Consider the following 25,249-nt stretch of genomic DNA (forward strand, 5'->3'; position numbering starts at 1 on the left):
TCGTCAGGGGCCACCGTGTCCGGGTGGCTTTTACCCTTTCCGAAACCGCTGTTGCCCGAGGGCAGTCAGCGGGGCCGGGGGCCGTTCTTTATCAGCAGGTGCGGGACTGACCCGCAACCGTCGCAGTGGCGTTACCCTTCGCCGTTACGACGGTCCTGCTCTTCGAAGAACTCCTCGAGGTCGCTGGGACCGAGCATTCCACATCTCCCATTCGGTGCGGCGGGCCAGACCATCCGGCCCCTTGCGATGAACCGGCGAAACCGCCGGGGATCAAACCACATTCCTCAGGCCTGCGCCCTTGGACCTCCCGTATTTTTTATCCTGCCGGTTCTGCATCAGGCTTACACCTTTCGCTGTCCGGACCGACTTTCTTTAAGAAACCCTTTGGTCTTACCCGGACCATCGGGGTGTCGGCTTTCAGGTTTGCTGCGTTGCCACAGCGTTTGTCTGTGGAAAGAGATTTCTCAAATCTGACACATGTTGTCAAACCACAAACCGCATCCATCTGAAAAATATCTGACGCTTTCTAGAAACCTATTTATAAACAAGCCTCTAAACCAGATTCAGTATCAGTTTCTTAACCCCCATAGAGAGATTTATCCCTATTAAGCCACCAGAGGTCAGCCATTTCCTGCGCCGCAACAACTGTCTCCGCACGACCAGTAAGTTTTATAACGATAGCCACAGTTCCGGTCACTGATAGCCGTGCATAGTCATCATCCCACATCCCGGACCACAACGCAGAGAGACGGCTGAGGTCGAGGCTGTCGGCCTTTGCCTGTACCACGCCGGGCAGCAGCGCAGGCCATTCCGTCTCGGTCAGGTCCCCTCCCTCAAGGCCATGGACCACACAGGGTTTGGTCGGCCGACGCTCGGCCTCTCCCCCCTCGCCCTTAAACACGGCCAGCGCAGGCTGGCCCAACAGGCGCCCTGTTTCGCGGTGCAACGGCAGATAGGGTGGGTGCGATACTGAAAGTAACTGATGTGGGGCCGAAAAAATGTTCAGGGCCCGGCCTGCGGTGTGCAACGGGGACCGCACCCCCAGCAGATGACGCAGAGCCATAATCGCATCCAGACGGGAATCAATCACCGGCAAGGGGGCATAGGCAAAATTACGGGCTTCCAGATCTACCGCGACATGCCCCAGTGTGCGGCTGACCGGCACCCCCAGCGCCTCAAGCGCCTGCGAGGTATAGGTCCGGCCCGCGGTATGCCCCTCGGCCCCATGCATGAAAATCCTGATCCCGTTGGCCGCCAGCAAAAGGGCCGCCAGCACGTACCAGGGCTCCTGCCGGGCTTTCCCCGCCCAGCTGGCCCAGTCCAGTTCCACCCTGGGCACCGGAGAGGGCAGGTTGACCAGCCGGGACCGGATCGCCCGGATCATCCCCGCCAGTTCTTCCGGGGTTTCTGTCTTCACCCGCAGGAGGCAGAGAAAAGCCCCGAGCTGAACCGGATCGACCTGACCGTCAAGGATCATCGCAAAAGCCTGTTCCGCCTCCGCCTCCGTCAAGGGACGCGACAGATTCGGCCCTTTCCCCAGCGCGCGGACGAAAACAGAAAACGGATGTTCCGGCCCACCGGAAACGGGAACAAGGCTGGTCGTCATCGGCAATCACTCCGGGCAGAGACGGGCAGAAAAAGCAACGGCATCATTCGCCCATTTTGCCCCGCCGCACAACGCTGCGGATCTTTACCCCCTTATCGGACCGGATGCAGACCCTAACCCCGTTCCCGCAGATACAAATAAAGAGGCAGCGCCAGCGACAAGCCGACGAGAAAGCTCGCGGGGAAAATCAGCCACCAGCGCACGACGTTCCGGCTGGCCGCATCACGCCAGGCCCAGACCAGAAACACGACAAGAGAGATCACCACATCAGCGGAAAACCCACCGGCAGCGCCATTAACGAACAACGCATGCAGAAAGAGCGGAACATCGGGTCCATTTTTCATGAAAAAGGACCCGAACAGTCCCCAGGGGACAACCGTCCCGACCACCGCCATCGCTAAATAGAAATGCCGGATGGTCATCTGCCTCTCCCCCGTCACAAAAGCCAGTCAGTGTCAGACGTCTGCGGCTGGCGTCCGCAGGGCACAAACCATACGGCAAAGACCTCGCCAGAAAAAGCAGAAGCCCCCCGGAGGCCTGAGGCGGCATCCGGGGGGCTTTGTATCAACCGATCTGCCACGCTCAGGGCCTCAACCTTCAGGCCGCGCGCTCAACACCCGGACGGCTGGCCGTGCCGGAGCGGATCACGCCGCTGCGCCCGGTCCCCACCCCATTCTTGGCCACAAACACGTCCCGGAATGCCCCCTTGCCGCCGGTCCACAACGGCTCAGGCCATGCCGCCAGTTGCAGGGTCTTCAGCGGCCCCTGCGCAGACGGCGGCAACGATGCGGCGCTGATATGCTGCGACATGAAGGGGGCCAGATCACGCGCCAGTGCCGCACAGCCCCCCATCTGGGGCGACAGCGGCAGACCGGAGAGGCCCAGATGAGCCATCTCATGGATCATGGCCTCTTCCCCCAGACCGGCCCCGGTTCCGTAACTGTTCTGATCGACTTCGGTGATATGCTTGATCACAAAACCGAGGAATTTTTTAAGAATTGCAGACAGATCCCCGCCGGAAATACGGCCTTCCACCAGCGGCGTGAAGACATTGGCATTCCACCATTTGGCAATACCGACATGGCTTTCCGCATGGGAACGGGCAGTCTCTGCGGAGATCAGGCCAAGCGACAGCTCCAGCGCCATGCCCTCTTCCTCCACCATGCAATGGACCAGCCAGTAGACGGTGATCGTATCCACGAAGTACCGCGCAAGCTCCATATTCCCCTGTGCGGCAGCGGTCGATCCGCGTTCCAGCAAAATCAGGAACATCGCGTGATGAATGTCGCAATACCAGTGCCGAGTCTTAAGATCATCAGGCAGGCGGTGACTGATGGCCTGCACCAGCGCCCCCCCGGAGACCATGCCAGAGGACATTCCGGCCCCGGCCCCAGAACCGGCACCAGTAATCAGCGCCGGCGTCTTCACAGCCAGAACCTGCCCTTTCTCGACGGTCATCATCGGAACAGCTCCCATTAAACGCCTCCCCCATGAGGACTACTTTATTATTATTCTATTTTTAGAAAAACGCACGCACGCTGATACCGCGAATAGCATTTAGAAGGATTTTCGCAAAGCCATATTTCTCATCAGAAAAAATTACGACCCTCTAAAACACCACCCCTGAAGCCGTACTCCCTCAGAGGGAGGCGTCCTGCACTGGACAGAGCGGGAAATCGAGGCGGACAATCATCCGTCCCCGCAGGTCGGAAATGCTCAGGCCACCCCGCAGGGCATCAATCCGCTCCGGCAGGCTGGTTTCAATCAGATGGCCCCGCGTCAGCTGTGCCAGTGCCGCAGCACTGGGAGACTCCAACACCACCATCACCCGGCCGATATCACCGCCGCGACCATCCGGATGGGACAGTACCTCAAGGTAGATCGGCGGCACCGTACCGGCCCGGGGGCCAAATTCAGGATTGAGTGAACTGCGGCAGAACAGAAGCCCTGACAACAGGGTTTCCAGCACCCGCTCGACATCGCCGAAAGGGTCGAGAATCGGAAATGCGCCATCCACGATACAGGAGACCCCGGCACCGGACGTGTAGCGGTTCCTATGCCGCAACCGGTCAGCCACCGCCTGCACGGCCCCGCCCAGATCACAGATCCGGCGCGGCGCAGAACCGGACGCCATCTGCGGACGAAACGGCAGACCGCCGAAATCGGGACCAAGGATCGCCATGCCGTCCTGCCCTTGCCGTTGGACTATGACCGGAACCCGTTTCCGGCCTTAATCCCTGAGAGATCCCACAATAAGCGCTGATTAGCCCGCTGCCATCTGCTCCGCAGCATATCAGCCATGTTCCTTGGTATACCGGGCAGACACAAAACCCGGATGAACACAGGCAAAAAGCGCACTCAACTCTCCCCTCCGGTTGGCATAAAGGGACAAAGAAGACAACTAAACCCCTTGAAAAAAGGAGATTTGTTTTCGAATATCCGCCTGAAAACACGTATGGGGGGATTTTTAGTGACCATTTCCCGATTACTTCCGGTGGTTTTTTCCGCAACTCTGCTGGCGGCCTGCGCCAGCCCGACGCCGGCCCCCAAGCCGGTTGAGGCCCCGGTTTCCCGCCCGCAGGCGGCGGCGGCTCAGGCAGCGGCCCTCGCCCCGCAAGCTAAAGTGCTGAAGAGAAAAGTCGCCATCGGCCGCTTCTCAAATGAAACCCGCTACGGGCGGACGTTCCTGCGGACTGAAGACGGCGATCCGCTGGGCAAACAGGCGTCAGACATGCTGACCAACCGGCTGATCGAATCCGGTGCCTTTCTGGTCTTCGAGCGCCCGGACATCGACAAGATCCAGAAAGAGCAGACTTTCTCCGGACGGGGGGATCTGATCGGGGTTGATACGCTGATTCTCGGGTCGGTGACCGAATTCGGGCGGAATACGGTCGGGCAGTCCGGCTTTTTCAGCGGCACCAAGAAGCAGATCGCCCATGCCAAAGTCGAAATCCGGCTCGCCGATCCCCGGACCGGCCATGTCTTCTTTGCCGCCACCGGACAGGGGGAAGCCACCAGCGAAGCCTCTGACGTCATGGGGTTCGGCTCTCAGGCTGACTATGATGGCACGCTGAACGACAAAGCCATCGGTGCCGCTGTTTCCGACGTAATGAACAGTCTGGTCACCAAACTGACCGAACGCCCGTGGCGGACCGACATCCTGAAGGTCTCCGGACAGCAGGTCTTCATCAGCGGCGGTCCCCGTCAGGGAATCAAACCGGGAGATACGCTGACAGTGATGAGCCCCGGCGAAACGGTAAAAAGCGGGCAAACCGGCTTCGGCATCGCCCTGCCCTCCACCCCGGTGGCGACTCTGACCGTCCTCAGTTCCTTCGGCACCAACGAAACGGACGAAGGCTCGCTGTGTCAGGTCAGCTCCGGCACCCTGCCCGCCACCACTGCATCCCTCTATGTTGCCGAGGCCTCCAAATGATCCGCCGCTTCTTTCCGGCTGCCCTGCTGCTGCTGGCTGCCGCCTGCTCTAACCCGGAAGAGCAGGTCCGGGCGGTTGACTCCCGTCCGGGCCTGACCGTTGCCAACGCCCCTGCTTTTTCTGACCTGCTGGTCGATGGGATCGTGGTCGGCAAGGCCAACGACTTTGTCACCCGGGCCAGTCTGGTGGAACCGGGCCGCCATGTGATCAGCATCCGTGCGGAAAATGGCGCGGTTGTCCATCAGGAAACCATTTTTGTCAGCGGCGCGATGATCCGGCGGATCTCGCTGCCGGTGCCCGTGCAATAAAAGGGGGAACGAAACATGCCGCACCTCCGTTCCCTGCTGCCGTCCGGCCTGACGGTTGCCGCCGCGCTGCTGCTGGCTGGCTGCGTCCAGCAGCAGCAGATGTACACATGGGGGGGCTATGACGCCTCCATGTACCAATACGCCAAAGACACCACCAAACAGAGCGAGTTCCGCGAAACACTGGCCAACATCATCGCTGCCAGCAAATCTGCGGGAACACCGGTTCCGCCGGGTATCCACGCCGAATACGGATATCAGCTGCTGGAAATGGGCAAGCCTGACGAGGCCGTCGCCGCTTTTAACGCCGAAAAAGCGGCATGGCCGGAATCCACCCAGTTCATGGAGTCGATGATCGCCTATGCCCGGGCCGGACGGGGGCAGAAGCCGACCGCCGCCCAGACATCGCAGATCCCGCAGGAGACCCCGAAATGATCTTCCGCCTGATGCCGCTGCGGCAACTGGCCGTCCGTCTGGGACTGGCCATCGCCCTGCCCCTGCTGGTCAGCGCCTGTGCCGTCCCGCCGGAAACCAAAGATTACAGCCGCTTCCGCGAAGCCGCCCCCCGCAGCATCGCTGTGGTCCCGGCGGTCAATAAAAGTCTGGAGGTCACCGCCCCCGACTATTACCTGTCCACCATCTCCATCCCGCTGGCAGAGCGGGGCTATTATGTCTTCCCGGTTCATCTGATGAAGCGGGTGATGGAAGATGACGGCCTGTCTGATGCCGACATGGTCCATGCTGCCCCGGTGGAGCGGGTGGCAGAGATGTTCGGCGCCGATGCGGTGCTGTATGTGACCATTCAGGAATGGCAGTCAACCTATGCGGTTCTGGCCACGGAAACCCGGGTCACCATTGACTATGCCCTGAAACACGGTGAAACCGGCGAGACACTGTGGTCAGAAACCCAGACCATGATCTACGCCCCCAAATCCGGCGGGGGCGGACTGGCCGGTCTTCTCGCCGATGCGATCGTCGCCGCGATCGAAAGGGCCGCGCCCAACTACATTCCGCTGGCACATCAGGCTAACGCCTTCGCGGTTTATACGCCCGGCCGGGGCCTGCCCGCAGGGCCATATGCCGCAAATTACAACAAAGACGGCGATATGTTCCCGTCCCGCCCGGCCACAGAGAAAAAGGCCGAAGACGCCAAACCGGACACAAAAAAGAACGACGGCACCAAAGCCGAAGACAACAAGACGGACGGAAAACAGGGGGCAGCACCCCCGACATCCTGACCACCTGACCAGCCGCCAGACAGCCCTGATGACAGGCCACCCTCAACCGGGTGGCCTGTCTCATATCCGCCCCCTATCGCGTCAGGTGCGGCAGAGCCATGTCTTCAATAATATCAATGAGATCAGGGGAACTGCCAATCCCTCGCCAATACCAGACCTGCCGGTCGCCGCAGGCAACCGGCCCGGTCAGATCCGGGGCAGACGGGGCAACATCTTCTGCCGTCAGGCCAAACTGGGGCGGCACATCGTCACTGCCATGCATGCCTTCGGCGATCAGCATCGGGATGGCAATCACCACCGGCGCCGGAGTCAGGCTGCGCCAGTCGGTCACCAAGGGTGCCTCTTCGATAAAACAGGCATGCACACGCGGGCCATGCACCGCCGCTGCCAGCCGCTCCGCCAGCTGGGTAATCGTCACCGACGATCCGCCGGGACGGCGGGATCCATGCCCGATCACAATCACCGCGACCTGATCCGCAGGCCAGCCCGCCTCACGGATCCGGGCCAATGCCGCCTCAATCCGGCGGACCATAATCTGTTCGATCAAAGGATGTGCCCCGACCGCCCCGGTCAGAATCACCTGTCCGGGATAGGTTGCCGCCGCCAGTTCAGCCGGTATTTTTTCCCGGGTGAAAATGCCGTCAGAGGCAAAATTGGGGACCACGATCACCCGGGATGCCGTCAGCTGGCCCAGCGCCTCGCGGATGGACGGCGGCTCTTTCCAGAACGCCACCGCCACCTGAGACCACGGGCCCCGCTGGCGCAGACGTTCGGCCAGCGCCAGCGTCGGCAGGCGGGCGCGGTCAGTTCTGGCCGATCCATGCCCGATCAACAGCAGGGCCGGACCGTCATCGGCCATCGGCAGCGGCCCATGCACCCGGTGGTCCACCCCGTCCCGGCCCGGCACCGGGGCCGGACCGGCCACAGAAGAAGCAGGGGACTCAGGGATGTGGGGCATCGCCATTCTCCGGGACGGGGGACGGGGGACGGGGGCATTCCCTGTTCACTGTAACAGATCATACCCGGCAGATCACGGGATGCACCTGCGGTGCGCAATCCCCGGTGTCAAGCCCGGGATGAGCGGGGGGTAATGAATAATCGGTATATCTTGTTGCCTTGGAAAAAGTGTCCCAATAGTTAAGCCACCGTGCGGCTGAGGGGCGTCAGTCGCGCAGAACCCCTGGGGCGGTCGGGACAATCCAGGACAAGACGACAATGTTACTAAAACGGGCAAAAATAGAATTTCAACTCTCTTTGATTGTTATCGTGATGATCCTCGGCTTCCTGCCGGTGTGGGGGGTGTCGCAGTGGCAGGACACCACCAGTAACGCGGCAGTTGCCCTGAAAGACCGTGCCAGTGGCATTCAGGCAACGCTGGAAGAGATCCACCTCCAGTTCATCACCGCCCGGATCCATGAAAAGGAATTTCTGCTGCGCCCGGCGGCTGCGACAGCCGACCGTCATGCCGCCAGCATGGCCGGGCTTGCGGCCACCCTGACCCGCCTGCAGGAGCAGCTGGCCGACCATGACCGGCCGCAGGCTGAAGAAATCAAAGCCCTGACCCGGCGCTACGACGACACCTTCCGGGCCCTTGTCAGCAACTGGAAAGAACTGGGCCTGACCGATTCGGACGGACTGCGCGGGACCCTGCGCAATGCCGTCGCCGTGGTGCAGGGCATCGTCAAGGCCCAGCAGGAAGCCCGGATCGAAGCTATGTTCCTGACCATGCGGGTGCTGGAACGCGACTTCATGCTGTCCCCGCGCGAACAGGATATGGAGCGCCTGCCCAAAATAGGCGACCGCCTGACAGCCGCCGTCGAGGCGTCAGAGCTTTCCGCAGCGGACAAAGACAGCATCCGCCAGTACATGGGCGAATATAAAAAAGCCTTTCAGCGCTATGCCGAGGTCCGGATGGCAATGCCTGCCCGCACCGAGGCCCTGTCCCTGCTGTTCGCGCAGACAGAACCGCTGCTGACCGCCCTGCAGGACACCGCCACCCGCGATCTGGCAGCCGCCGATGACAACATGCGCAGCGTGCGGATAACGGCGGCCCGGGTGACCAATGGGGTGCTGGCCGCGGTGCTGGTGGTCATGATTGCCGTGGTGGTGGTGATTGCCCTTGGCCTGACCCGCCCGCTGGCGGCAATGACCCGCACCATGCAGCAACTGGCCGACGGCAACCTGCGGGTCACCATTCCGGCACAGGGCTGGAAAAATGCCATCGGTCAGATGGCCGCCACCGTTGCCGTATTCAAAACCAATGCCGAAACGGTGGAACGCCTGAACCGGGAAGCCGAAGCCGCACGGGAAAAAGCGGCTGCCGACCGGACGGCCATGATGAACAGACTTGCCGAAGACTTTGAGCAGGCAACCGGCGCCGTGACCGAAGCCCTGGTCGAGGTCTCCGCCGCACTGGACCGGCAGGTCGGCGGCGTTGCCCGTGACGCGCGCGAGGTTCTGGGCAAGGCCGGGGCCTCTGCCGCTTCAGCCGATACCGCCACCACCAATGTCGAAGCCGTTGCCGCCGCCGCCGAGGAGCTGTCGGCGGCCATCGGGGAGATCTCCGGGCAGGTTGAACGGTCAGCCCGGCTGTCCCGCCAGACCGCCGAAGTCACCCGGGACACCCTGCAACGGGTGGATAGCCTGTCACAGGCCGCCGGGCGGATCGGGGAAGTGGTGTCGCTGATCACCGCCATCGCCGACCAGACCAACCTGCTGGCCCTGAATGCCACCATCGAGGCCGCCCGTGCCGGAGATGCTGGCAAAGGCTTCGCCGTGGTCGCCAACGAAGTGAAGACGCTGGCTGGCCAGACAGCCCGCGCCACCGAGGACATTGCCCGGCAAGTCAATGCCGTTCAGGCCGCAACGGCAGATGCCTCCGGGGCTATCTCGGCGATCGCCGGGAACATTCACCGCATCGACGAGAACATGGCGGCCATTGCCGCCTCCGTCGAACAGCAGGGGGCGGCAACACAGGAGATTGCCCGCAACGTCCACCATGCCGCAGAAGCAACCCGTGGGGTTTCCAACGCCGTCAACGACGTGGCGGTTCTGGCCAATACCACCAGTGACGCCACCGGCAGCCTGAACCAGTCCATCAGCGACCTGCGCCGCCGGACCAGCGATCTGCAGGACCGGATCGGGGCCTTCCTCCGGTCCGTGCGCTCAGCCTGATCCTGCGCCCCCCCGCACAGATCAGTGGGCCAGATCAGTGGACCAGATCAGCGGACCAGAAACGGCAGATTGGCCGTCGCCGCCTTCCCGGTGGAATTGCGGACCGTGGCAAACAGACGGTAGGCCCCCGGGGCCTGCGGGGCCCGGAAACGGATGATCGCCGGGCCCTGTTCCAGCACCGTTACCGCCACCGGCGGCGGCACGGCTTCGGCATCCCCGCCTTTCCGCAGATCCGTGGCTTCCTGCCGGACCTCCCACACGGTGGTCAGGGTTTGCCCCTGCGGATCGGTGACCGCCAGCGTCGAAGACACCTCTGCCCCCGGCGCAAAGACATCGGCATTGATTCCCACCCCGGTCAGGTCCGGGGCCGGGGCAGCAGGTGGCTGCCCCCCGTCCATCACCTGCCATTCGCGGCTCAGGGCATCGGTCATCGCCGTCAGGCCACCATCCGGCATCAGCAGGCTGTGCCATGTGGCGGTCTGTTCCTGCTTTTCCCCCCACAGGAAGGGGAAAACCCCGACAATCTGCGCCTGCTGCCGCAGCCACGGCAGGGCTTCAGCAAAAAAATCAGCCTTCTGGCGGCTGGTCAGCTCCACCGGGGCCCCCCACGGCTTGCGCCCGGCCTGCCACTGGCCCAGCGGCCCCAGCTCGGCAATCACCACCGGCTTGCGGATTCCCGCTTCCGTCAGGCGGTCCGGCAAATCGCGGTATGCCCCGGCATAGATATTGATCCCCAGCAGATCAACCGACCGGCAACACCCGGCCAGCAGCTTCAGCCGGTCCATACCGGTATCAGCCACCACCATCAGCGTCGGATGGTCGGGGTCTTCCTGCTTGACCAGCTCCGCCATCCGGTCCACCAGTGCCCACACCGGGCCGGGGTCAGCCACCTCTGTCTCAACTTCGTTGCCGACACCCCAGGCCAGCAGGGCCGGATGCGCCTTATGGGTCCGCACAAACGCCCGCAGGCGTTGTTCCTGCTCCGCCACGGCCCTGGAGTCGCTCATATCGAAACCATGGCGCGGATGGGCCATCCACAGGCCCATCACCACCTTCAGGCCCAAAGCGTCCGCCGCATCCAGCACCCAGACATCCGCCTCGCGGTAAACCCGCACCACCTTCACCCCGGCGGCGGCGGCGGCAATCAGATCGGCCCGGGTCCCTTCAAAGGCGACTCCGGCATGCATCATCCGCTTGGCGATCAGCCGGAAAGCCGGGGAGACCGAGTCGACACTGACATCCCCCCGCTTCAATGGCTCTTCCGCCCCTGCCGGTCCCGCCGATAACAGCAGGCAGGACAGAAAAGCGGCGGACAGACGGCGCGGCAGCAGGCCAGAACGGCGGTCGGGCATGGAGATATTCCAAATTTGCAGGGCCCCATCCACACAGCACATGGGACGCCAAGGATTGCAGCTTGAAACAGGACCATTTCGGTCTTATTAAAAAGGGTACCGAATTGGTACGGTATTCCGCACCGGACGCCCTGTCCAGCCGCAGCATCACTGCTGCGCCCTGAAACAGGGGCACCCGGGCTTACAGGTAAGGTCAATGTTCCGCATCAACAAGCTCACCGACTACGCAGTCGTTCTTCTGGTCGACATGGCCCGCCACGGCGGCCAGCGGTCTGCCCAGCAGATTGCGGCTGACACCGGGGTGCCGATGCCCACCGTCGCCAAGGTGCTGAAGCTGCTGGCCCGTGACGGGCTGGTGGTCTCCACCCGTGGGGCAGGCGGCGGTTACGGGCTTGGCCGTGATGCGCTGCAGATCACCGTTGCCGATATGATTCAGGCAGTGGAGGGGCCGATCGCCCTGACATCCTGCGTCGAGTCGGCGGAAGATGACTGCGGCATTGAAAGCCTGTGCCCGATGCACGGCCACTGGAACCGGGTGAACCGGGCGGTCCACGCCGCTCTGTCCAGCGTCACGCTGGCGGAGATGGTCCGTGATCCGCTGCCGTTCCGCCCGCCGGTGACCGCCCCGGCCACCCCGCCGGTCCCGGCATGACACACCGCACCCGTTCGCAAAAAAACGAGAGAGCACGGTAAAAAGGAACCCTTCCGATGGCGGCCACCGACAGCACCGCACAGACAGTGAAGGAACTGGAGCGTTACAAGTACGGCTTCGAGACCAACATCGAGACCGAACTGGCGCCCAAGGGCCTGAACGAAGACATCATCCGCTTCATCTCCGCCAAGAAGGAGGAGCCGGAGTGGCTGCTGGAATGGCGGCTGAAAGCCTACCGTCAGTGGCTGACGATGACAGAGCCGACCTGGGCCAACGTCCACTATCCGACCATCGACTTCCAGGATGCGCATTACTATGCCGCCCCGCGCCAGAAGGTCGCGCCGAAGAGTCTGGAAGAAGTGGACCCCGAACTGCTGCGGACCTACGAAAAGCTGGGCATCCCCCTGCGCGAACAGGAAGCGCTGGCCGGTGTCGCGGTGGATGCGGTGTTCGACTCGGTATCCGTCGCCACCACCTATAAAAAGCGGCTGGAAGAAATGGGCGTGATCTTCTGCGCCATTTCCGAAGCGGTGAAGAAGTACCCGGATCTGGTCCGCAGGTACCTCGGGTCCGTGGTGCCGCCGGGCGATAACTTCTATGCCTGCCTCAATTCGGCGGTCTTCACCGACGGGTCCTTCGTCTATGTGCCGAAGGGGCTGCGCTGCCCGATGGAACTGTCCACCTACTTCCGTATCAATGAGAAGAACACCGGACAGTTTGAACGCACCCTGATCGTCTGCGATGACGGGGCCTATGTCTCTTACCTTGAAGGCTGCACCGCCCCGCAGCGCGACGAAAACCAGCTGCACGCCGCTGTGGTCGAGCTGGTGGCGCTGGATGACGCCGAAATCAAGTATTCCACCGTTCAGAACTGGTACCCCGGCGATGCCAAGGGCAAGGGCGGTATCTATAACTTTGTCACCAAGCGCGCCGCCTGCCGGGGCCGGAATTCCAAGGTGATGTGGACGCAGGTGGAAACCGGCTCCGCCGTCACCTGGAAGTATCCGTCCTGCATCCTGCAGGGCGAAAATTCGGTCGGCGAATTCTATTCGGTTGCCATCACCAACAACCGTCAGCAGGCCGACACCGGCACCAAGATGATCCATATCGGCAAAAACACCCGGTCGAAGATCATCTCCAAGGGTATTTCCGCCGGGTATTCCGATCAGACCTACCGGGGTCTGGTTCGGATCCAGCCGGGGGCTGACGGGGCCCGCAACTTTACCCAGTGCGACAGCCTGCTGATCGGCGATCAGTGCGGGGCCCATACCGTGCCCTATATTGAGACCAAGAACCCGACCGCCCGCACCGAGCATGAGGCCACCGCCAGCCGCATTTCCGAAGATCAGCTGTTCTACTGCCTGCAGCGTGGCCTGAACCCGGAAGATGCCGTCGGCCTGATCGTCAACGGCTTCTGCAAGGAAGTCCTGCAGACGCTGCCGATGGAATTTGCCGTCGAAGCCCAGAAGCTGGTCGCCATTTCGCTGGAAGGCAGCGTCGGCTGAGGCCCCCGCCCGCTGACCGCCTGCCGCACCGAATAAAAAAGAGAGAGTTCCCATGGCCCTGATTGAAATCCGCAATCTGCATGCGTCCGTCGAAGGCAAGGACATCCTGAAGGGGGTCGATCTGGTGATCGAGCCGGGTAAGGTTCACGCCCTGATGGGGCCGAACGGCACCGGCAAGTCCACCCTGTCCAACATCATTGCCGGGCGTGACGGCTACACCATCACCGAAGGCGATATCCTGCTGAACGGCCAGAGCCTGCTGGAGATGGAACCGCAGGACCGGGCACTGGCCGGGATTTTCCTGTCGTTCCAGTATCCGGTGGAAATCCCCGGGGTCGCCACCTCGACCTTCCTGAAGGCGGCGATCAACGCCCGCCGCAAGGCCGCCGGGGACGGCGAAATCGACGCCATGGAATTTCTGAAGCTGGTCAAGGCCAAGGCCAAGGAACTCGGCGTGCGCGATGACATGCTGAAGCGCCCGGTCAACGTTGGCTTCTCCGGCGGGGAAAAGAAGCGTGCCGAAGTGCTGCAAATGGCCCTGCTGAACCCGCGCTTCGCCATCCTCGACGAGACCGACTCCGGCCTCGACATCGACGCCCTGAAGGTGGTTGCCGATGGCGTCAACGCCCTGCGCAGCCCGGACCGGTCCTTCCTTGTCATCACCCACTACCAGCGCCTGCTGTCCTACATTGTCCCCGATGTGGTGCATGTCTTCGCCGGGGGCCGGATTGTCCGCACCGGCGGGCCGGAGCTGGCCCAGGAACTGGAAGCCAAGGGTTACGCCGATTATACCGGCGCTGCGGCGTAAGGAGGGACTCCGATGACCGCACTTTCCCTCGTCACCGTCACGGAAGCGGCACAGGCCGCCACCCCGCTGACGGATGCCGCCCTGACCGCCCTGCGGAACGAAGGCCTGACCGCCTTCACCGCCCACGGTCTGCCGACCCGCACTCATGAACGCTGGAAGTACACCCGGGTCAGCCCGCTGGCAGAGGTGTCCTTCATTGCCGCCCCCGCTACCGGAGATGCTGACGTCGTCAGGACTGCCGAAGGGCAGGCGCTGGACGTGCCCGGAGCCCTGCGCCTTGTGCTGGTCAACGGACGGCTGCGGACCGATCTGTCCGATGCCGCGGCCCTGACACAGGCCGGGATCAGCGTACAGACCCTGTCTGATGCCATCGCCGCCGATGCCGCCGCTGTCCGCTCCGGTCTGGGGCAGGCGCTGGCACTGGCCGACAATCCGTTCGTCGCCCTCAACACCGCCGCCCTGTCGGACGGTCTGGTGATCCGGGTTGCGGCCACCACACAGGCCAGCACCCCGCTGCATCTGCTGTGGATCACCGCCCCCACCGCCGGGGCCGCGGTTCTGGTGCAGCCGCGCCTGCTGGTCGAGATTGGCCGGGGCGCGGCCCTGACCCTGATCGAAAGCCAGACCGGCCGTGACGGTGACAGCCTGACCAACCGCGTCAGCGACATCACTCTGGCCGATGATGCCCGGCTGACCCACATCAGCCTGCACAATGACAGCCGTCAGGCCCGCCTGCTGACCGCCCTGCAGGCGCGGATCCAGCGCGGCGCGGTGTATGACGGCTTCGCCCTGACCCTTGGCGGGGCGCTGGTGCGCGCCGACCTGCGGGTGGAACTGCTTGGCCCCGGTGCCGAGGCCCGTCTGAACGGGGCCTACGCGGCCGGAACCGGCCAGCATGTCGACACCACCAGCTTCATTGACCATGCCGCCCCCCACTGCACCTCTGCCCAGACCCTGAAAGGGGTTCTTGATGGCACCGGGCGCGGGGTGTTTCAGGGCCGGGTCAATGTCCGGCGTGTGGCCCAGAAGACCGACGGCCATCAGCTTCATAAAGCGCTGCTGCTGTCACGCGGGGCGGAAGTGGACACCAAGCCGGAACTGACCATCTTCGCCGATGACGTTAAGTGCAGCCATGGCGCCGCCACCGGGGAGCTGGACGAAGACGCCCTGTTCTACCTGCGGGCCCGTGGTCTGGATGCCGACACCGCCCGGTCACTGCTGATCGAGGGCTTTCTTGACGACGTGGTCGAACTGGTCGCCGACGAACCCCTGCGGGACGCCCTGACCGCCAAGATCCACCAGTGGCTGGAGTCCCGGTCATGACCGTATCCGTCGCCGCCCCCCTGCTGAATCACCGCCCGTTTGACGTTGAGGCCGTCCGCCGGGATTTCCCGATCCTGTCACGGACCGTACACGGTAAGCCGCTGGCCTATCTCGACTCCGGGGCGTCGGCCCAGAAGCCGCAGATGGTGCTGGATGCGGTGATGCGGGCCTATTCGGAAGAATATGCCAACGTCCATCGTGGAGCCTACTGGCTGTCAGAACGGTCCACCGCCAATTACGAGTCGGTGCGCGGTAAAATCCGGGCCCGCCTGAATGCGGCGGATGAACGGGAAATCGTGCTGACCCACGGTGCGACCGAGGCCTTCAACCTTGTCGCTCAGACCTATGGCCGTGCCTTTCTCCAGCCCGGGGATGAAATCATCATCTCGGCGCTGGAACACCACTCCAACATCGTGCCGTGGCAGATGCTGCGCGACGAGAAGGGACTGGTCCTCAAAATCGCCCCGATCACCGATGACGGCTCGTTCGACATGGCCGGGTTTGAGGCCCTGCTGACCGACCGCACCCGGCTGGTCGCGGTGGCCCATGTCTCCAACGTGCTGGGCACGGTGCTGCCGGTGGCCGAGATCACCGCCAAAGCCCACGCCGCCGGGGCGGTGGTTCTGGTCGATGGCTGTCAGGGCGTTGTTCACCGCCCGGTGGACGTGCAGGCGATCGGCTGTGACTTCTACGTCTTTGCCCCGCACAAACTGTACGCCCCCACCGGGATCGGCGTGCTGTACGGCAAGCTGGATGTGCTGGAACGGATGCCGCCGTGGATGGGCGGCGGGGACATGATCTCCTCCGTTACCTTCGAGAAAAGCGAATGGGCCGCCGTGCCTGCTAAATTCGAGGCCGGAACCCCGCCGATCGTCTCCGCGATCGGTCTGGCAGCGGCACTGGATTACCTCGCGCAGTTTGATGCCGACGAGATTCATACCCACGAAAACGCGATGCTGAGCTACGCCATGGAGCGTCTGGCCGATATCGACGGCCTGACCGTGCATGGCACCGCCCCGGGCAAAAGCGGGATCATCTCGTTCTCGATGGCCTATGCCCATCCGCACGACATTGCCACCGTACTGGACCGCCAGGGGGTCTGCGTCCGTGCCGGGCACCACTGCGCCCAGCCGCTGATGGACCGCCTTGGCGTGCCCGCCACCGCCCGCGCCAGCTTTGGCATGTACACCAACACCGCCGACATTGACGCGCTGGTCAAAGCCCTGCGCAGCGTGCAGACGCTGTTCGGCTGACCCGTGACGAGAGTGAAGAGGCTCCCCCAACCATGACGATGCGCCCCCCGATGTACGCCTACGAACCGCCGCCGCCCGCCGAGGAAATGGAAGCTGAAGCCGGATCACCGCTGGATCCCGGCCTGCCGATCGCTGCCGAAGAAGATATCGTGACGGCCCTGCGGTCCGTTCACGACCCGGAAATTCCGGTCAACATCTACGACCTCGGCCTGATCTACGAGCTGAAAATCGCCGAAAACGGTGATGTTGCCGTCACCATGACCCTGACCGCCCCGGCCTGCCCGGTGGCTGGGGAGATGCCCGACGAAGTGGCCCATGCCGTCGCCCGGGTTGAGGGCGTCGGGCGGGTCCGCGTTTCGCTGACGTGGGAGCCGCCCTGGACCCCGGAGCGGATGAGCGAAGTCGCCCGCGTCGCGCTGGATATGTTCTGAGGAGGATCCTGTCATGGCAAGCGCCTCTGTCACCCCTGCCAGCCCGGCAAAACCGGCCCGGCAGGCCCCGAAGATCCTGACCCTGACCGACGCCGCCGCTGACCGGGTGAAGGACCTGATCGCCAAATCCGACAAGCCGGTGATCGGCCTGCGGGTCGGCGTCCGCACCCGTGGCTGCTCGGGACTGTCGTATGTGGTGGAATACGCCGAGGAAAAGCTGCCGTTTGAAGACGCGGTCGAAGATAAGGGGGTCACCATCCTGATTGATCCCGCCGCCTTCATGTATCTCCTCGGCTCGACCATGGATTACCGGGTCGATAAGTTTGCCGCCAGCTTCGTGTTCGAAAACCCGAACGAAACCGGCCGCTGCGGCTGCGGCGAAAGCTTCTCGATCGATCCGACCGTGCAGGCATAACCCACACGAACGGCACTGCACCGCTATTCCTCTCCCCCTGCCCTGATCTGCTGGCCCTGTTCTGGTGGCCCCGATCCTGTGGCAGGGGGTTTTTCATTCCTCCCCCAGCAGCAGAGCCAGCCGGGCCAGTTCCGACACGCTGCCGACTCCCATTTTTTCCATCACCCGGGCGCGGTGGGTTTCCACGGTCCGCACTCCGATGTCCAGCCGCAGGGCCACGTGCTTGTTGGACAACCCCTCAGCAATCAGCAGCATCACCTCGCGTTCCCGCGGGCTGAGGCTATCGGCCCGCCGCCGGGCGTCTTCCTCCTCCTGCCGCTGGCGGCGGTCGCGGGCATCCCGTTCCATCGCCTCACGGACCCGGTCAATCAGCCGGTCCTCATCAAAGGGCTTCTGCAGAAAATCCACGGCACCGGCCCGGAAGGCCGAAACCGCCGCCGGGACGTCCCCATGTCCGGTGATGATAATCACCGGCAGCGGAATCCCGCGCCGCGCCATCTCTTTCTGCAGGGTCAGGCCGTCCATGCCCGGCATACGGATATCCAGCACCGCGCACCCGGCCTCTTCCGGCCCGACAGCGGCCAGAAAGGCATCGGCAGACGCAAAGGTCTGCACCCGCAGCCCGGCAAGATCCAGATGCAGGGCCAGCGCATCGCGCACCCCTTCATCATCATCAACCACGTAAACCGTTGGCCCGGCAGTCATTCCTTCTCCTCCTGATCCTCTGCCCCGACAGCCACCGGCAGCGTGAACCGGAACGCCGTCCCCCCTTCCGGCAAGCGGTGCGCCGTCAGCGTACCACCATGGGCATCAATGATGGAGCGGGCAATCGACAGCCCCAGCCCCATCCCGGTGTCTTTGGTGGTGATGAAGGGGGAGAACAGATGACGTTCAACAATCTCTGACAGACCCGGCCCACGGTCGCGCACGGTGACGGCGACAAACCCCGGCTCAGCCACAACGGCGGAGACCACCACCTGCGGCTCCTTCCCCGTCGCCCCGGTGGTGCTGACCGCCTCCGCCGCGTTGCGCAGCAGATTAAGCAAAACCTGCTGCACCTGAATCGCATCGGCACTCACTGCGGGCAACCCGACGGCAACCTCGGTGGCGGCGGTGACATCCTTCTGCCGCAGCACTGGCCCGGCCAGATCAAGGCTGTCAGCGATCAGCCCGGCGACGGCCAGCGGCTGACGGCTGCTTTCCCCTTTACGGACAAAATCCCGCAGGCTGCGCATCACCCGGTCAGCGCGCTCAGCCTGCGCCACGGCTTTATCCAGCGTTTCGGCCAGCTGTGCCGAGACCCCGTCGCGCTGGGCAATTTTACGGGCTGCCCGGGTGTAGCTCATGGTCGCGGTCAGGGGCTGGTTGAGTTCATGAGCCAGCGCGGCGGTCATCTCCCCCGCTTCGGTCAGGCGGGACGCGTGGGCGAATTCGGTCTGCCGGGCCTGCACCCACGCCTCTGACCGCCAGCGGTCACTGACCACCGCCCCCAGCAACAGGGCGGTAACGGTCAGGGCCAGCATCAGCATCTGAAAATGCATCATCCGGTCGGCATCGACGCCAACTTCCTGCATCGCAATAATCAGACCGATCTGGGTTGCCAGCGCCCCCAGCGTCGCTCCCGGCAACCCATGGCGAGAGGCAATCCAGACCAGCGGCAGGAACAGAATATAGAAATACTCGTACTGATCCGACGCCAGTGGCCCGAAATCGGCCCACAGGGCCAGCGCCACCGCAGCGGATTGCAGCCCGACCTCGATCGCCCGCCGCAGCGGCGGCAGCCGTCGCCCCCGCAGCAGGGGCATGATCCGCCCCCCCCACACCAGCAGGAACGGTGTCACCACCGCAATGCCGATCACCTCGCCGGTCCAATGGCGCAGCAGCATCACCGGCAACTGATGCAGCGGAAACAGCCCCAACGCCACGAACAGGCCGATATACACCGCCCCGACCACGGCCGCCGCCACGGCGGTGACACCAAGCAGACGGGCAACATCGCCCCGCCGCCCCAGCCCCGGACCGATCCGGAAGCGGTCGCGCAAGAACAGGGCCGCGCCACCATAAATCAGCGTGATCCCCGCGTTGGACAGCAGCACCGTCCCCAGCCCGACCGGCATACCCCGGACCAGCGCATCCGCCAGCGTCAGCGCCAGCCAGACGGCAGGCAACAGCCGGGCCCCGCCAATCAGCACCACCGTCAGGATCAGCCCGGACGGCGGATTCCACGGGGTGATGTTCAGGGGGGGCACTTCATGGAAAAAGCTGACCCAGTCAAGAAACAGATGCGCAACCAGATACGCCGCCGACAGCAGGGTCAGGCGGGCCGGTGACAACGGGATGCGGGGCGCGGGGGCGGCAAAAATCATGACCGCAGCATACCATGACTGCCGCCCCGGGCCAGTATCGCCCCCCTCCGTACGGTTACGGACCGGCGACAGACACTATGTTTATTTTCAATGAGTTGTCTTTTTGCCTCTCCCTGCATCCGTAGTCTTGCGGATGGCGGAGCGGGCCCCGGTCGCCCATTTTGAACAGGATCAGGTGACTCTCACCGATCCCTTTGTCTCCCCTGAAGAGGACCGGACATGAAACGGATCCTGCTGGCAACGGATTTGGCCCCCCGCTCTGACCGCGCTATGGCGCGGGCGGTACAGCTGTGTGCCCAGTTCGGGGCTACCCTGACCGCACTCTACGCCATCCGCAGCGGCCCGGAAAAAGGCATGCTGGACAACTTGCCCCCCCACCATATCGAGGCCGAAATCCGCCGCCATCTGGATCAGGTCCCCGGCGGTACCGGGATCACCGCCGCCACCGTGGCGGTGCGCGGCCCGGTGGAGGAAGCCGTTGCCGATCAGGCTGCCCTGACCGGGGCCGATCTGCTGGTCGTCGGTCACACCGCACCGCCGGAAGGCCCCTTTACCGTGACGACGGTGGAAAAGATCAACGTCGCCAGCCCGGTCCCCCTGCTGGCGGTTGCCGCCCGCCCGTTCGGGCGGTATGCCGGGGCTCTGGTGGCGGTGGATTTCACCCCGGCCTCCCGCACGGCAGTCACCACCGCCCTCACCCTGATTCCCGACGGCACGCTGGATCTGTTGCACGTCTGTGACCTGCCGGGCCTCGACCGCAGCCACCCGGTGGATGCCGACAGCCTGAAAGATGATTTTGACCGTCTGCTGTCCGGCGTCCCGACCGGCAACCATCTGGTCACACGGCTTGCCCTGTCAGGCTCGCCGGTACCGACCATTCTGCAGACCGCCCGCACCAGCGACCAGACGCAGGTGATCGTCATGGCTACTTCGGCCCGCAGCGGTGTCGGACGGGCCCTGCTGGGCAGCATTGCCCATGACGTACTGGAACGCGCCCCGGCTGATACCCCGGCCCGGGATATCCTTCTGGTGAAAGAATCCGACCCGACCTGAGACCCTGACCGTTCCGCCCCCTCGCCCCCCGGAGGACGCTGCCGATGCCCCACGCCACCCCCCTGATTTCCACCATTGTCGCCGGCATCGTGCTGGCGTTCATCTTCGGGGCGATTGCCGCCCGGCTGCGGGTGCCGCCGCTGGTCGGCTATCTGATCGCCGGGATCATCGCCGGGCCGTTCACCCCCGGCTTTGTCGCCGACCAGACGCTGGCCCCGCAGCTGGCGGAAATCGGGGTGATCCTGCTGATGTTCGGGGTGGGGCTGCATTTTTCGCTGAAAGATCTGTTATCGGTGGCCAGCATCGCCATCCCCGGGGCAATCGTTCAGATTTCGGTGGCAACAGCGCTGGGGGTGCTGCTGGCGCTCGGGCTGGGGTGGTCGCTGACATCGGGTCTGGTGTTCGGTCTGGCCCTGTCCGTGGCCAGCACCGTGGTGCTGCTGCGCGCCCTGCAGGACCGGCGCGAGATTGACACCCGCCGGGGGCGGATTGCCGTCGGCTGGCTGATTGTCGAAGATCTGGCCATGGTGCTGGCACTGGTGCTGCTGCCGGCACTGGCCAGCCTGACCAACGGTGACGGTGCGGTGGTCGCCCATGACTGGCTGACCGCCAAGTTCAACCCCGGTCTGGCCGGGGCCCTGCTGATCACCTTCCTGAAAGTGGCGGCTTTTGTGGCGGTGATGCTGATTGTCGGGCGGCGGGTGATCCCGTGGATGCTGCAGGCGGTGGCCCGCCTCGGCTCGCGGGAGCTGTTCCGGCTGGCAGTGCTGGCCATTGCGCTGGGGGTGGCGTTCGGGGCAGCCAAGCTGTTTGGGGTGTCGCTGGCCCTTGGGGCATTCTTTGCCGGGATGGTGTTGAGCGAATCCGACCTCAGCCACGAAGCGGCACAGGAATCGCTGCCGCTGCGGGATGCCTTCGCGGTGCTGTTCTTCGTATCGGTCGGCATGCTGTTTGACCCCGGCATCCTGCTGCGCGAGCCGCTGCCCCTGCTGATCACCCTGTTCATTATTCTGGTCGGCAAGTCGATTGCCGCCTTCGTGATCGTGCGGGCCTTCCGCTACCCGGTCCGGACCGCCCTGACCATTTCCGCCAGTCTGGCCCAGATCGGCGAGTTCTCCTTCATCCTGATGGAACTGGGGATCGGCCTTGATCTGGTGCCGGAGCGGGCCCGTGGGCTGGTGCTGGCCGGGGCAATCGTCTCGATCCTGCTCAACCCGGTGATGTTTGCCATCGCCGACCGGGTCCTGCGGTATCTGGATCAGCGGGCCGGAACGGACAGCGCCGCCCCGACCTCAACCGCCCCGGCCACCGTGACGGAAGCGACGGCGGACGCTCCCCCGGCGACCGTCATTGCCCCGGCCACGGTCGGACGTCTGGCCGTGCCCGGCGATGTTGACTGCGCCCCCCTGCCGGGAGCCAGCACAACAGCCGAACCGGCTGACCCCGAGTCCCCGCCCCAGTCAACCGGCCTGTCCGGGCACGTGGTGCTGGTCGGTCATGGCCGGGTCGGCAGTCTGGTCGCCCGCAGCCTGCGGGAACGTGACAGCGCCTTTCTGGTCATTGAAGACATTGATACGGTCGTCGATGACCTGCGCGGCCATGGGCTGGAAGTGATCGCCGGAAATGCCGCCAAGGCCGACGTGCTGCGGGCCGCCAATCTGGACTCCGCCCGCTGCATGGTCGTCGCCATCCCCAACGCGATTGAGGCCGGTCAGGTGATCCGGCAGGCCCGCCTGCTCAACCCCGGCCTGCCGATCATCGCCCGGGCCCATTCCGATGCGCAGGTCGATCATCTGACCGGGCTGGGGGCTGACACGGTGATCATGGGGGAACGGGAAATCGCCCGCGGCATCGTCGGCCATCTGTTCCCCACCCCGGCGGCGACAGACCGGCGGGCATTACCGCCCCCGGCCCCGAAACCCGAGCCGCAGGATGCCGCGCCCGGCGACAGCCCCGCCGCCGATCATCCCTGACCGGCGGCAGGGGGCCGGATGCGGATCAGATCCATCTTCATCATCCACAGCAGGGCCCGGGCCATCGCGCCCTGCCGCTCCCCCGGCAGGGCCGCCAGCACCGCCCGGACCGTCAAAGGCCCGTCACGCAGCCGGGCGAACAGGGCCTCGGCCTCTTCCTCCGTTGGGTGCAAACCGCTGTCGACCCCCGCAACCGTCAGCTGCCGCCGCTGCCGGAATGCGGTCACCGGATCGGCATCCGCCCCCAGAGAAACCAGCAGACCATCCCGCAGCGACAGGGTCGGATAGTCAGCGAACAGGGCGAACGGATCCAGCCGTGACGGCGGCGGCAGCGGCGGGCGGGGCGCGGCCTCCGCCGCCCGTCGCCCGGCCAGAGCGGCCCACAGACTTTCGTACTGTCCGATCACCGTCTTCCAGTCAAACACCGTCCGGGCCCGCTGTTGCCCGGCCTGCCCCATGCGGTGGCGCAGGGCGGGGGAATGGACCAGCGCGTGGAGCGCCTGCTCCACCCCCCCGGTATCCACCGCCGTGCACTGGCTGATGGTGCCGCAGTACAGGTCATATCCATCCAGCTCGAGATCATGGCGCAGGGCGAAGGCTTCCCCCAGTCCGCCCGGCAGCATCAGGGTCGGCACACGGATGCCGTCGATACCATCCCGGACGGTATCGCGGTATCCATCCCAGTCACTGACCACCACCGGCAGCCCGGCGGCCATCGCCTCCACCGGGGTCAGGCCGAAGGTTTCCTGCACATTATCAGACAGGGAAACGAAGATATCCGCCGCAGCCCAGACCGGCGGCATCACCCCCGGAAGGCGCCCGTCAACCTCATGCCGGCGAACCCCCGGCATCAGGGTCTGTGCAGCCTGCGCAAAGCCGGTCCGCTGCAGGTCTCCGCCATACCATCCGGCCTCGACCACATGCAGGGTCTGCCCCGGCGGCAGGGTGTCCGCCACCCGCTGCGCCGCCAGATAAAACGGAACCGGATTGGCCTTGCTGTGAAAGGACATCCGCCCGACGAACAGCAGCACCACATCCTGCGGCCCGACGCCCAGCACCGCCCGCGCCTGTGCCCGCCGCTGGGGTCCGGCGGCAAAATCATCACAATGGACCCCCAGCGGGATCACCGGCAGCTGTGGCAGGGGGATGCGGGTCGCCCCGAACCGGCGCGCCAGCTCCTGTGCCTGCCCCTCCAGCATCCGCCCCACGGTCGCCCTGACGACGGACGAGGTACAGACCAGAGCATCCCACGGCTCCAGCGGGGCCGTCAGCAGCGACAGAGACAGGGCATCCATCGCCCGGGCCGAGGCGGTGGTGTGGGTCACCCCACACAGCGACCACCCGGCCCCGCCATCCAGCCGCTGCCGCGTCCGGGCCAGTGGGGCCAGCACCGGTCCCGGTGAAAACAGACACCCCGGGCCCTCCGGCGGGCGCAGCCCCTGCATCCGGTCCAGCGGAACCCAGCCGACCGGCCGGTCACCATAATCCGCCCGCACCAGATCCGCCGCCTGCCGCGCCTCGTCTGCGGTTTTCGAGGCAAGCACCAGCGGGCCGGACGACCAGCGGGCCATCCCGCGCAGAAAACCGTTTCCGGCGGCATGGCGGCCTTTCAGATCCTGCCGGGCCGTCACATACCCATCCGCCGCATAATGGATCGCCGCCGTCACGGCACGGTCTGCCCGTGCCAGCGCGCCGGAACCGAAAGCGCAGCCCGCAGCCGGGCATGATACTGCGCCCGGGGGATCTCCACCGCACCGAACCGGGCCAGATGCGCGGTAATGAACTGGGTATCCAGCAGCACAAAGCCACCGTCGCGCAACCGCTCCACCAGCGCACAGAGGGCAACTTTCGAGGCATCAGTGCAGCGTGAGAACATACTCTCCCCGAAGAAGGCCCCCCCCAGCGCCAGCCCGTAGAGCCCCCCGACCAGCTGACCATCGCGCCACGCCTCCACCGAGTGGGCATGACCGGACCGGTGCAGGGCGGTAAACAGAGCAGTGATCTGCGGATTGATCCACGTTTCATCCCGCCCCGGGGCCGGGGCGGCGCAGCCTTCCATCACCGCCGGGAAAGCCTGATCCACCGTCATGGTGAACTCCCCCCGCCGCAAGGTTTTCTGCAGCGATCGGGGAACGTGGAACGTCTCCAGCGGCAGGATGCCCCGCTGATCGGGGTCTATCCAGTGCAGCTGCGGATCGTCACGGGTGCGGGCCATCGGAAACAGCCCGCAGGCATAGGCCCGCAACAGCAGATCAGGGGTGATGCGCTCAGTCATACCGCAGACAGTGGCACAGGGTAGCCCCCCGGAAAAGAGGGAGAAACCTGCTGTCGGGACACTGCTGCACAGCAGGACGGTCTCCTC

At 64.5% G+C, this 25,249-nt stretch carries 24 protein-coding genes; 14 read left to right on the forward strand and 10 right to left on the reverse strand.

Translation table 11 applies throughout. From position 1 onward, the window contains the following. Positions 1-577 precede the first annotated feature (577 nt). The 4 genes from G365_RS0112800 to G365_RS0112815 form a co-directional block, all read right to left on the reverse strand. Complete coding sequence (locus tag G365_RS0112800) at positions 578-1,606, reverse strand: glycosyl transferase family protein (protein WP_019645925.1); 1,029 nt, start codon at positions 1,604-1,606, stop codon at positions 578-580. Between the two features lie 113 nt (positions 1,607-1,719). Further along, a complete protein-coding gene (locus G365_RS0112805; RefSeq protein ID WP_019645926.1) occupies positions 1,720-2,028 on the reverse strand; it encodes a DUF2834 domain-containing protein in 309 nt (102 codons plus the stop codon). Between the two features lie 175 nt (positions 2,029-2,203). Then, the gene (locus G365_RS0112810) at positions 2,204-3,067 is read right to left on the reverse strand and encodes a hypothetical protein (RefSeq protein WP_019645927.1); all 864 of its coding nucleotides are present in this window, start codon (positions 3,065-3,067) and stop codon (positions 2,204-2,206) included. 178 nt (positions 3,068-3,245) lie between these two features. Beyond that, positions 3,246-3,788 (reverse strand): hypothetical protein, encoded by a 543-nt coding sequence (locus G365_RS0112815; protein WP_019645928.1) that lies wholly within the window; start codon positions 3,786-3,788, stop codon positions 3,246-3,248. A 312-nt stretch (positions 3,789-4,100) separates the two neighbouring features. Between G365_RS0112815 and G365_RS0112820 the strand changes: the two genes are divergently transcribed. The 4 genes from G365_RS0112820 to G365_RS0112835 are packed head-to-tail and all read left to right on the forward strand — an operon-like array spanning position 4,101 to position 6,582. Continuing rightward, complete coding sequence (locus tag G365_RS0112820; protein ID WP_245554752.1) at positions 4,101-5,039, forward strand: CsgG/HfaB family protein; 939 nt, start codon at positions 4,101-4,103, stop codon at positions 5,037-5,039. Next, a complete protein-coding gene (locus tag G365_RS21440) occupies positions 5,036-5,347 on the forward strand; it encodes a hypothetical protein (protein WP_019645930.1) in 312 nt (103 codons plus the stop codon). Before G365_RS0112820 ends, G365_RS21440 begins: the two co-directional genes overlap by 4 nt. 15 nt (positions 5,348-5,362) lie before the next feature. Beyond that, entirely contained in the window at positions 5,363-5,779 is a 417-nt protein-coding gene (locus tag G365_RS21445) for a DUF4810 domain-containing protein (RefSeq protein WP_019645931.1), read from the forward strand. Beyond that, positions 5,776-6,582, forward strand: a complete 807-nt coding sequence (locus G365_RS0112835; RefSeq protein ID WP_019645932.1) for a DUF799 domain-containing protein — start codon at positions 5,776-5,778, stop codon at positions 6,580-6,582. The genes G365_RS21445 and G365_RS0112835 overlap by 4 nt, the downstream gene beginning before the upstream one ends. A gap of 73 nt (positions 6,583-6,655) precedes the next feature. Here G365_RS0112835 and G365_RS0112840 read toward each other — a convergent pair whose 3' ends face one another. Further along, on the reverse strand, positions 6,656-7,540 hold the full coding sequence (locus G365_RS0112840; protein WP_169545142.1) for a CbiX/SirB N-terminal domain-containing protein: 885 nt from the start codon (positions 7,538-7,540) through the stop codon (positions 6,656-6,658). Positions 7,541-7,836: 296 nt separating this feature from the next. Between G365_RS0112840 and G365_RS0112845 the strand changes: the two genes are divergently transcribed. Beyond that, entirely contained in the window at positions 7,837-9,756 is a 1,920-nt protein-coding gene (locus G365_RS0112845; protein ID WP_026345341.1) for a methyl-accepting chemotaxis protein, read from the forward strand. 47 nt (positions 9,757-9,803) lie between these two features. Here the strand turns inward: G365_RS0112845 and G365_RS0112850 are convergent, their stop codons facing one another. Further along, entirely contained in the window at positions 9,804-11,108 is a 1,305-nt protein-coding gene (locus G365_RS0112850; protein ID WP_019645935.1) for a glycoside hydrolase family 2 TIM barrel-domain containing protein, read from the reverse strand. A gap of 196 nt (positions 11,109-11,304) precedes the next feature. Here G365_RS0112850 and G365_RS21450 point away from each other — a divergent pair, with 196 nt between their 5' ends. Genes G365_RS21450 through G365_RS0112885 form a run of 7 tightly spaced genes read left to right on the forward strand, consistent with a single transcriptional unit; the run spans position 11,305 to position 17,495 of the window. Continuing rightward, the gene (locus G365_RS21450) at positions 11,305-11,760 is read left to right on the forward strand and encodes an SUF system Fe-S cluster assembly regulator (RefSeq protein ID WP_019645936.1); all 456 of its coding nucleotides are present in this window, start codon (positions 11,305-11,307) and stop codon (positions 11,758-11,760) included. A gap of 56 nt (positions 11,761-11,816) precedes the next feature. Beyond that, a complete protein-coding gene (gene sufB / locus G365_RS0112860; RefSeq protein WP_019645937.1) occupies positions 11,817-13,265 on the forward strand; it encodes a Fe-S cluster assembly protein SufB in 1,449 nt (482 codons plus the stop codon). A gap of 52 nt (positions 13,266-13,317) precedes the next feature. After that, positions 13,318-14,073 (forward strand): Fe-S cluster assembly ATPase SufC, encoded by a 756-nt coding sequence (sufC, locus tag G365_RS0112865; protein WP_019645938.1) that lies wholly within the window; start codon positions 13,318-13,320, stop codon positions 14,071-14,073. A 12-nt stretch (positions 14,074-14,085) separates the two neighbouring features. After that, positions 14,086-15,396, forward strand: coding sequence for a Fe-S cluster assembly protein SufD (gene sufD / locus G365_RS0112870; RefSeq protein ID WP_019645939.1), 1,311 nt, complete (start codon positions 14,086-14,088; stop codon positions 15,394-15,396). Continuing rightward, the gene (locus G365_RS0112875; protein ID WP_019645940.1) at positions 15,393-16,649 is read left to right on the forward strand and encodes an aminotransferase class V-fold PLP-dependent enzyme; all 1,257 of its coding nucleotides are present in this window, start codon (positions 15,393-15,395) and stop codon (positions 16,647-16,649) included. Before sufD ends, G365_RS0112875 begins: the two co-directional genes overlap by 4 nt. Before the next feature lie 38 nt (positions 16,650-16,687). Beyond that, the gene (locus tag G365_RS0112880) at positions 16,688-17,080 is read left to right on the forward strand and encodes an SUF system Fe-S cluster assembly protein (RefSeq protein WP_026345343.1); all 393 of its coding nucleotides are present in this window, start codon (positions 16,688-16,690) and stop codon (positions 17,078-17,080) included. 13 nt (positions 17,081-17,093) lie between these two features. Further along, positions 17,094-17,495 carry a HesB/IscA family protein gene (locus G365_RS0112885; protein WP_019645942.1) on the forward strand — a complete coding sequence of 134 codons (402 nt, stop codon included), beginning with the start codon at positions 17,094-17,096 and terminating at the stop codon, positions 17,493-17,495. 93 nt (positions 17,496-17,588) lie between these two features. On the opposite strand, the gene G365_RS0112890 is transcribed toward G365_RS0112885, so the two are convergent. Further along, positions 17,589-18,200, reverse strand: a complete 612-nt coding sequence (locus G365_RS0112890) for a response regulator transcription factor (RefSeq protein ID WP_019645943.1) — start codon at positions 18,198-18,200, stop codon at positions 17,589-17,591. After that, complete coding sequence (locus tag G365_RS0112895; RefSeq protein ID WP_081628543.1) at positions 18,197-19,861, reverse strand: ATP-binding protein; 1,665 nt, start codon at positions 19,859-19,861, stop codon at positions 18,197-18,199. Before G365_RS0112895 ends, G365_RS0112890 begins: the two co-directional genes overlap by 4 nt. Positions 19,862-20,080: 219 nt before the next feature. Between G365_RS0112895 and G365_RS21455 the strand changes: the two genes are divergently transcribed. After that, positions 20,081-20,914, forward strand: a complete 834-nt coding sequence (locus G365_RS21455) for a universal stress protein (RefSeq protein WP_019645944.1) — start codon at positions 20,081-20,083, stop codon at positions 20,912-20,914. Between the two features lie 44 nt (positions 20,915-20,958). Then, the gene (locus G365_RS0112910; protein WP_019645945.1) at positions 20,959-22,887 is read left to right on the forward strand and encodes a cation:proton antiporter domain-containing protein; all 1,929 of its coding nucleotides are present in this window, start codon (positions 20,959-20,961) and stop codon (positions 22,885-22,887) included. On the opposite strand, the gene G365_RS0112915 is transcribed toward G365_RS0112910, so the two are convergent. Both G365_RS0112915 and aat read right to left on the reverse strand, forming a co-directional pair. Then, positions 22,878-24,554 carry a glycosyltransferase family 4 protein gene (locus tag G365_RS0112915; protein ID WP_019645946.1) on the reverse strand — a complete coding sequence of 559 codons (1,677 nt, stop codon included), beginning with the start codon at positions 24,552-24,554 and terminating at the stop codon, positions 22,878-22,880. The two genes, G365_RS0112910 and G365_RS0112915, sit on opposite strands and share 10 nt — an antisense overlap. Then, positions 24,551-25,162 (reverse strand): leucyl/phenylalanyl-tRNA--protein transferase, encoded by a 612-nt coding sequence (aat, locus tag G365_RS21460; protein WP_019645947.1) that lies wholly within the window; start codon positions 25,160-25,162, stop codon positions 24,551-24,553. The genes G365_RS0112915 and aat overlap by 4 nt, the downstream gene beginning before the upstream one ends. Positions 25,163-25,249: the final 87 nt, after the last annotated feature.

This window comes from Novispirillum itersonii subsp. itersonii ATCC 12639 (genome assembly GCF_000381985.1).
GTDB lineage: Bacteria > Pseudomonadota > Alphaproteobacteria > Rhodospirillales > Rhodospirillaceae > Novispirillum > Novispirillum itersonii.

Excerpts from the sequence above, each read along its gene's own strand:
- G365_RS0112800 (WP_019645925.1), bottom strand. The coding sequence starts at position 1,606 with ATGACGACCAGCCTTGTTCCCGTTTCCGGTGGGCCGGAACATCCGTTT.
- G365_RS0112805 (WP_019645926.1), bottom strand. The coding sequence starts at position 2,028 with ATGACCATCCGGCATTTCTATTTAGCGATGGCGGTGGTCGGGACGGTT.
- G365_RS0112810 (WP_019645927.1), bottom strand. The coding sequence starts at position 3,067 with ATGATGACCGTCGAGAAAGGGCAGGTTCTGGCTGTGAAGACGCCGGCG.
- G365_RS0112815 (WP_019645928.1), bottom strand. The coding sequence starts at position 3,788 with ATGGCGATCCTTGGTCCCGATTTCGGCGGTCTGCCGTTTCGTCCGCAG.
- G365_RS21440 (WP_019645930.1), top strand. The coding sequence starts at position 5,036 with ATGATCCGCCGCTTCTTTCCGGCTGCCCTGCTGCTGCTGGCTGCCGCC.
- G365_RS21445 (WP_019645931.1), top strand. The coding sequence starts at position 5,363 with ATGCCGCACCTCCGTTCCCTGCTGCCGTCCGGCCTGACGGTTGCCGCC.
- G365_RS0112835 (WP_019645932.1), top strand. The coding sequence starts at position 5,776 with ATGATCTTCCGCCTGATGCCGCTGCGGCAACTGGCCGTCCGTCTGGGA.
- G365_RS0112840 (WP_169545142.1), bottom strand. The coding sequence starts at position 7,540 with ATGCCCCACATCCCTGAGTCCCCTGCTTCTTCTGTGGCCGGTCCGGCC.
- G365_RS0112850 (WP_019645935.1), bottom strand. The coding sequence starts at position 11,108 with ATGCCCGACCGCCGTTCTGGCCTGCTGCCGCGCCGTCTGTCCGCCGCT.
- G365_RS21450 (WP_019645936.1), top strand. The coding sequence starts at position 11,305 with ATGTTCCGCATCAACAAGCTCACCGACTACGCAGTCGTTCTTCTGGTC.
- sufB (WP_019645937.1), top strand. The coding sequence starts at position 11,817 with ATGGCGGCCACCGACAGCACCGCACAGACAGTGAAGGAACTGGAGCGT.
- sufC (WP_019645938.1), top strand. The coding sequence starts at position 13,318 with ATGGCCCTGATTGAAATCCGCAATCTGCATGCGTCCGTCGAAGGCAAG.
- sufD (WP_019645939.1), top strand. The coding sequence starts at position 14,086 with ATGACCGCACTTTCCCTCGTCACCGTCACGGAAGCGGCACAGGCCGCC.
- G365_RS0112875 (WP_019645940.1), top strand. The coding sequence starts at position 15,393 with ATGACCGTATCCGTCGCCGCCCCCCTGCTGAATCACCGCCCGTTTGAC.
- G365_RS0112880 (WP_026345343.1), top strand. The coding sequence starts at position 16,688 with ATGCGCCCCCCGATGTACGCCTACGAACCGCCGCCGCCCGCCGAGGAA.
- G365_RS0112885 (WP_019645942.1), top strand. The coding sequence starts at position 17,094 with ATGGCAAGCGCCTCTGTCACCCCTGCCAGCCCGGCAAAACCGGCCCGG.
- G365_RS0112890 (WP_019645943.1), bottom strand. The coding sequence starts at position 18,200 with ATGACTGCCGGGCCAACGGTTTACGTGGTTGATGATGATGAAGGGGTG.
- G365_RS0112895 (WP_081628543.1), bottom strand. The coding sequence starts at position 19,861 with ATGATTTTTGCCGCCCCCGCGCCCCGCATCCCGTTGTCACCGGCCCGC.
- G365_RS21455 (WP_019645944.1), top strand. The coding sequence starts at position 20,081 with ATGAAACGGATCCTGCTGGCAACGGATTTGGCCCCCCGCTCTGACCGC.
- G365_RS0112910 (WP_019645945.1), top strand. The coding sequence starts at position 20,959 with ATGCCCCACGCCACCCCCCTGATTTCCACCATTGTCGCCGGCATCGTG.
- aat (WP_019645947.1), bottom strand. The coding sequence starts at position 25,162 with ATGACTGAGCGCATCACCCCTGATCTGCTGTTGCGGGCCTATGCCTGC.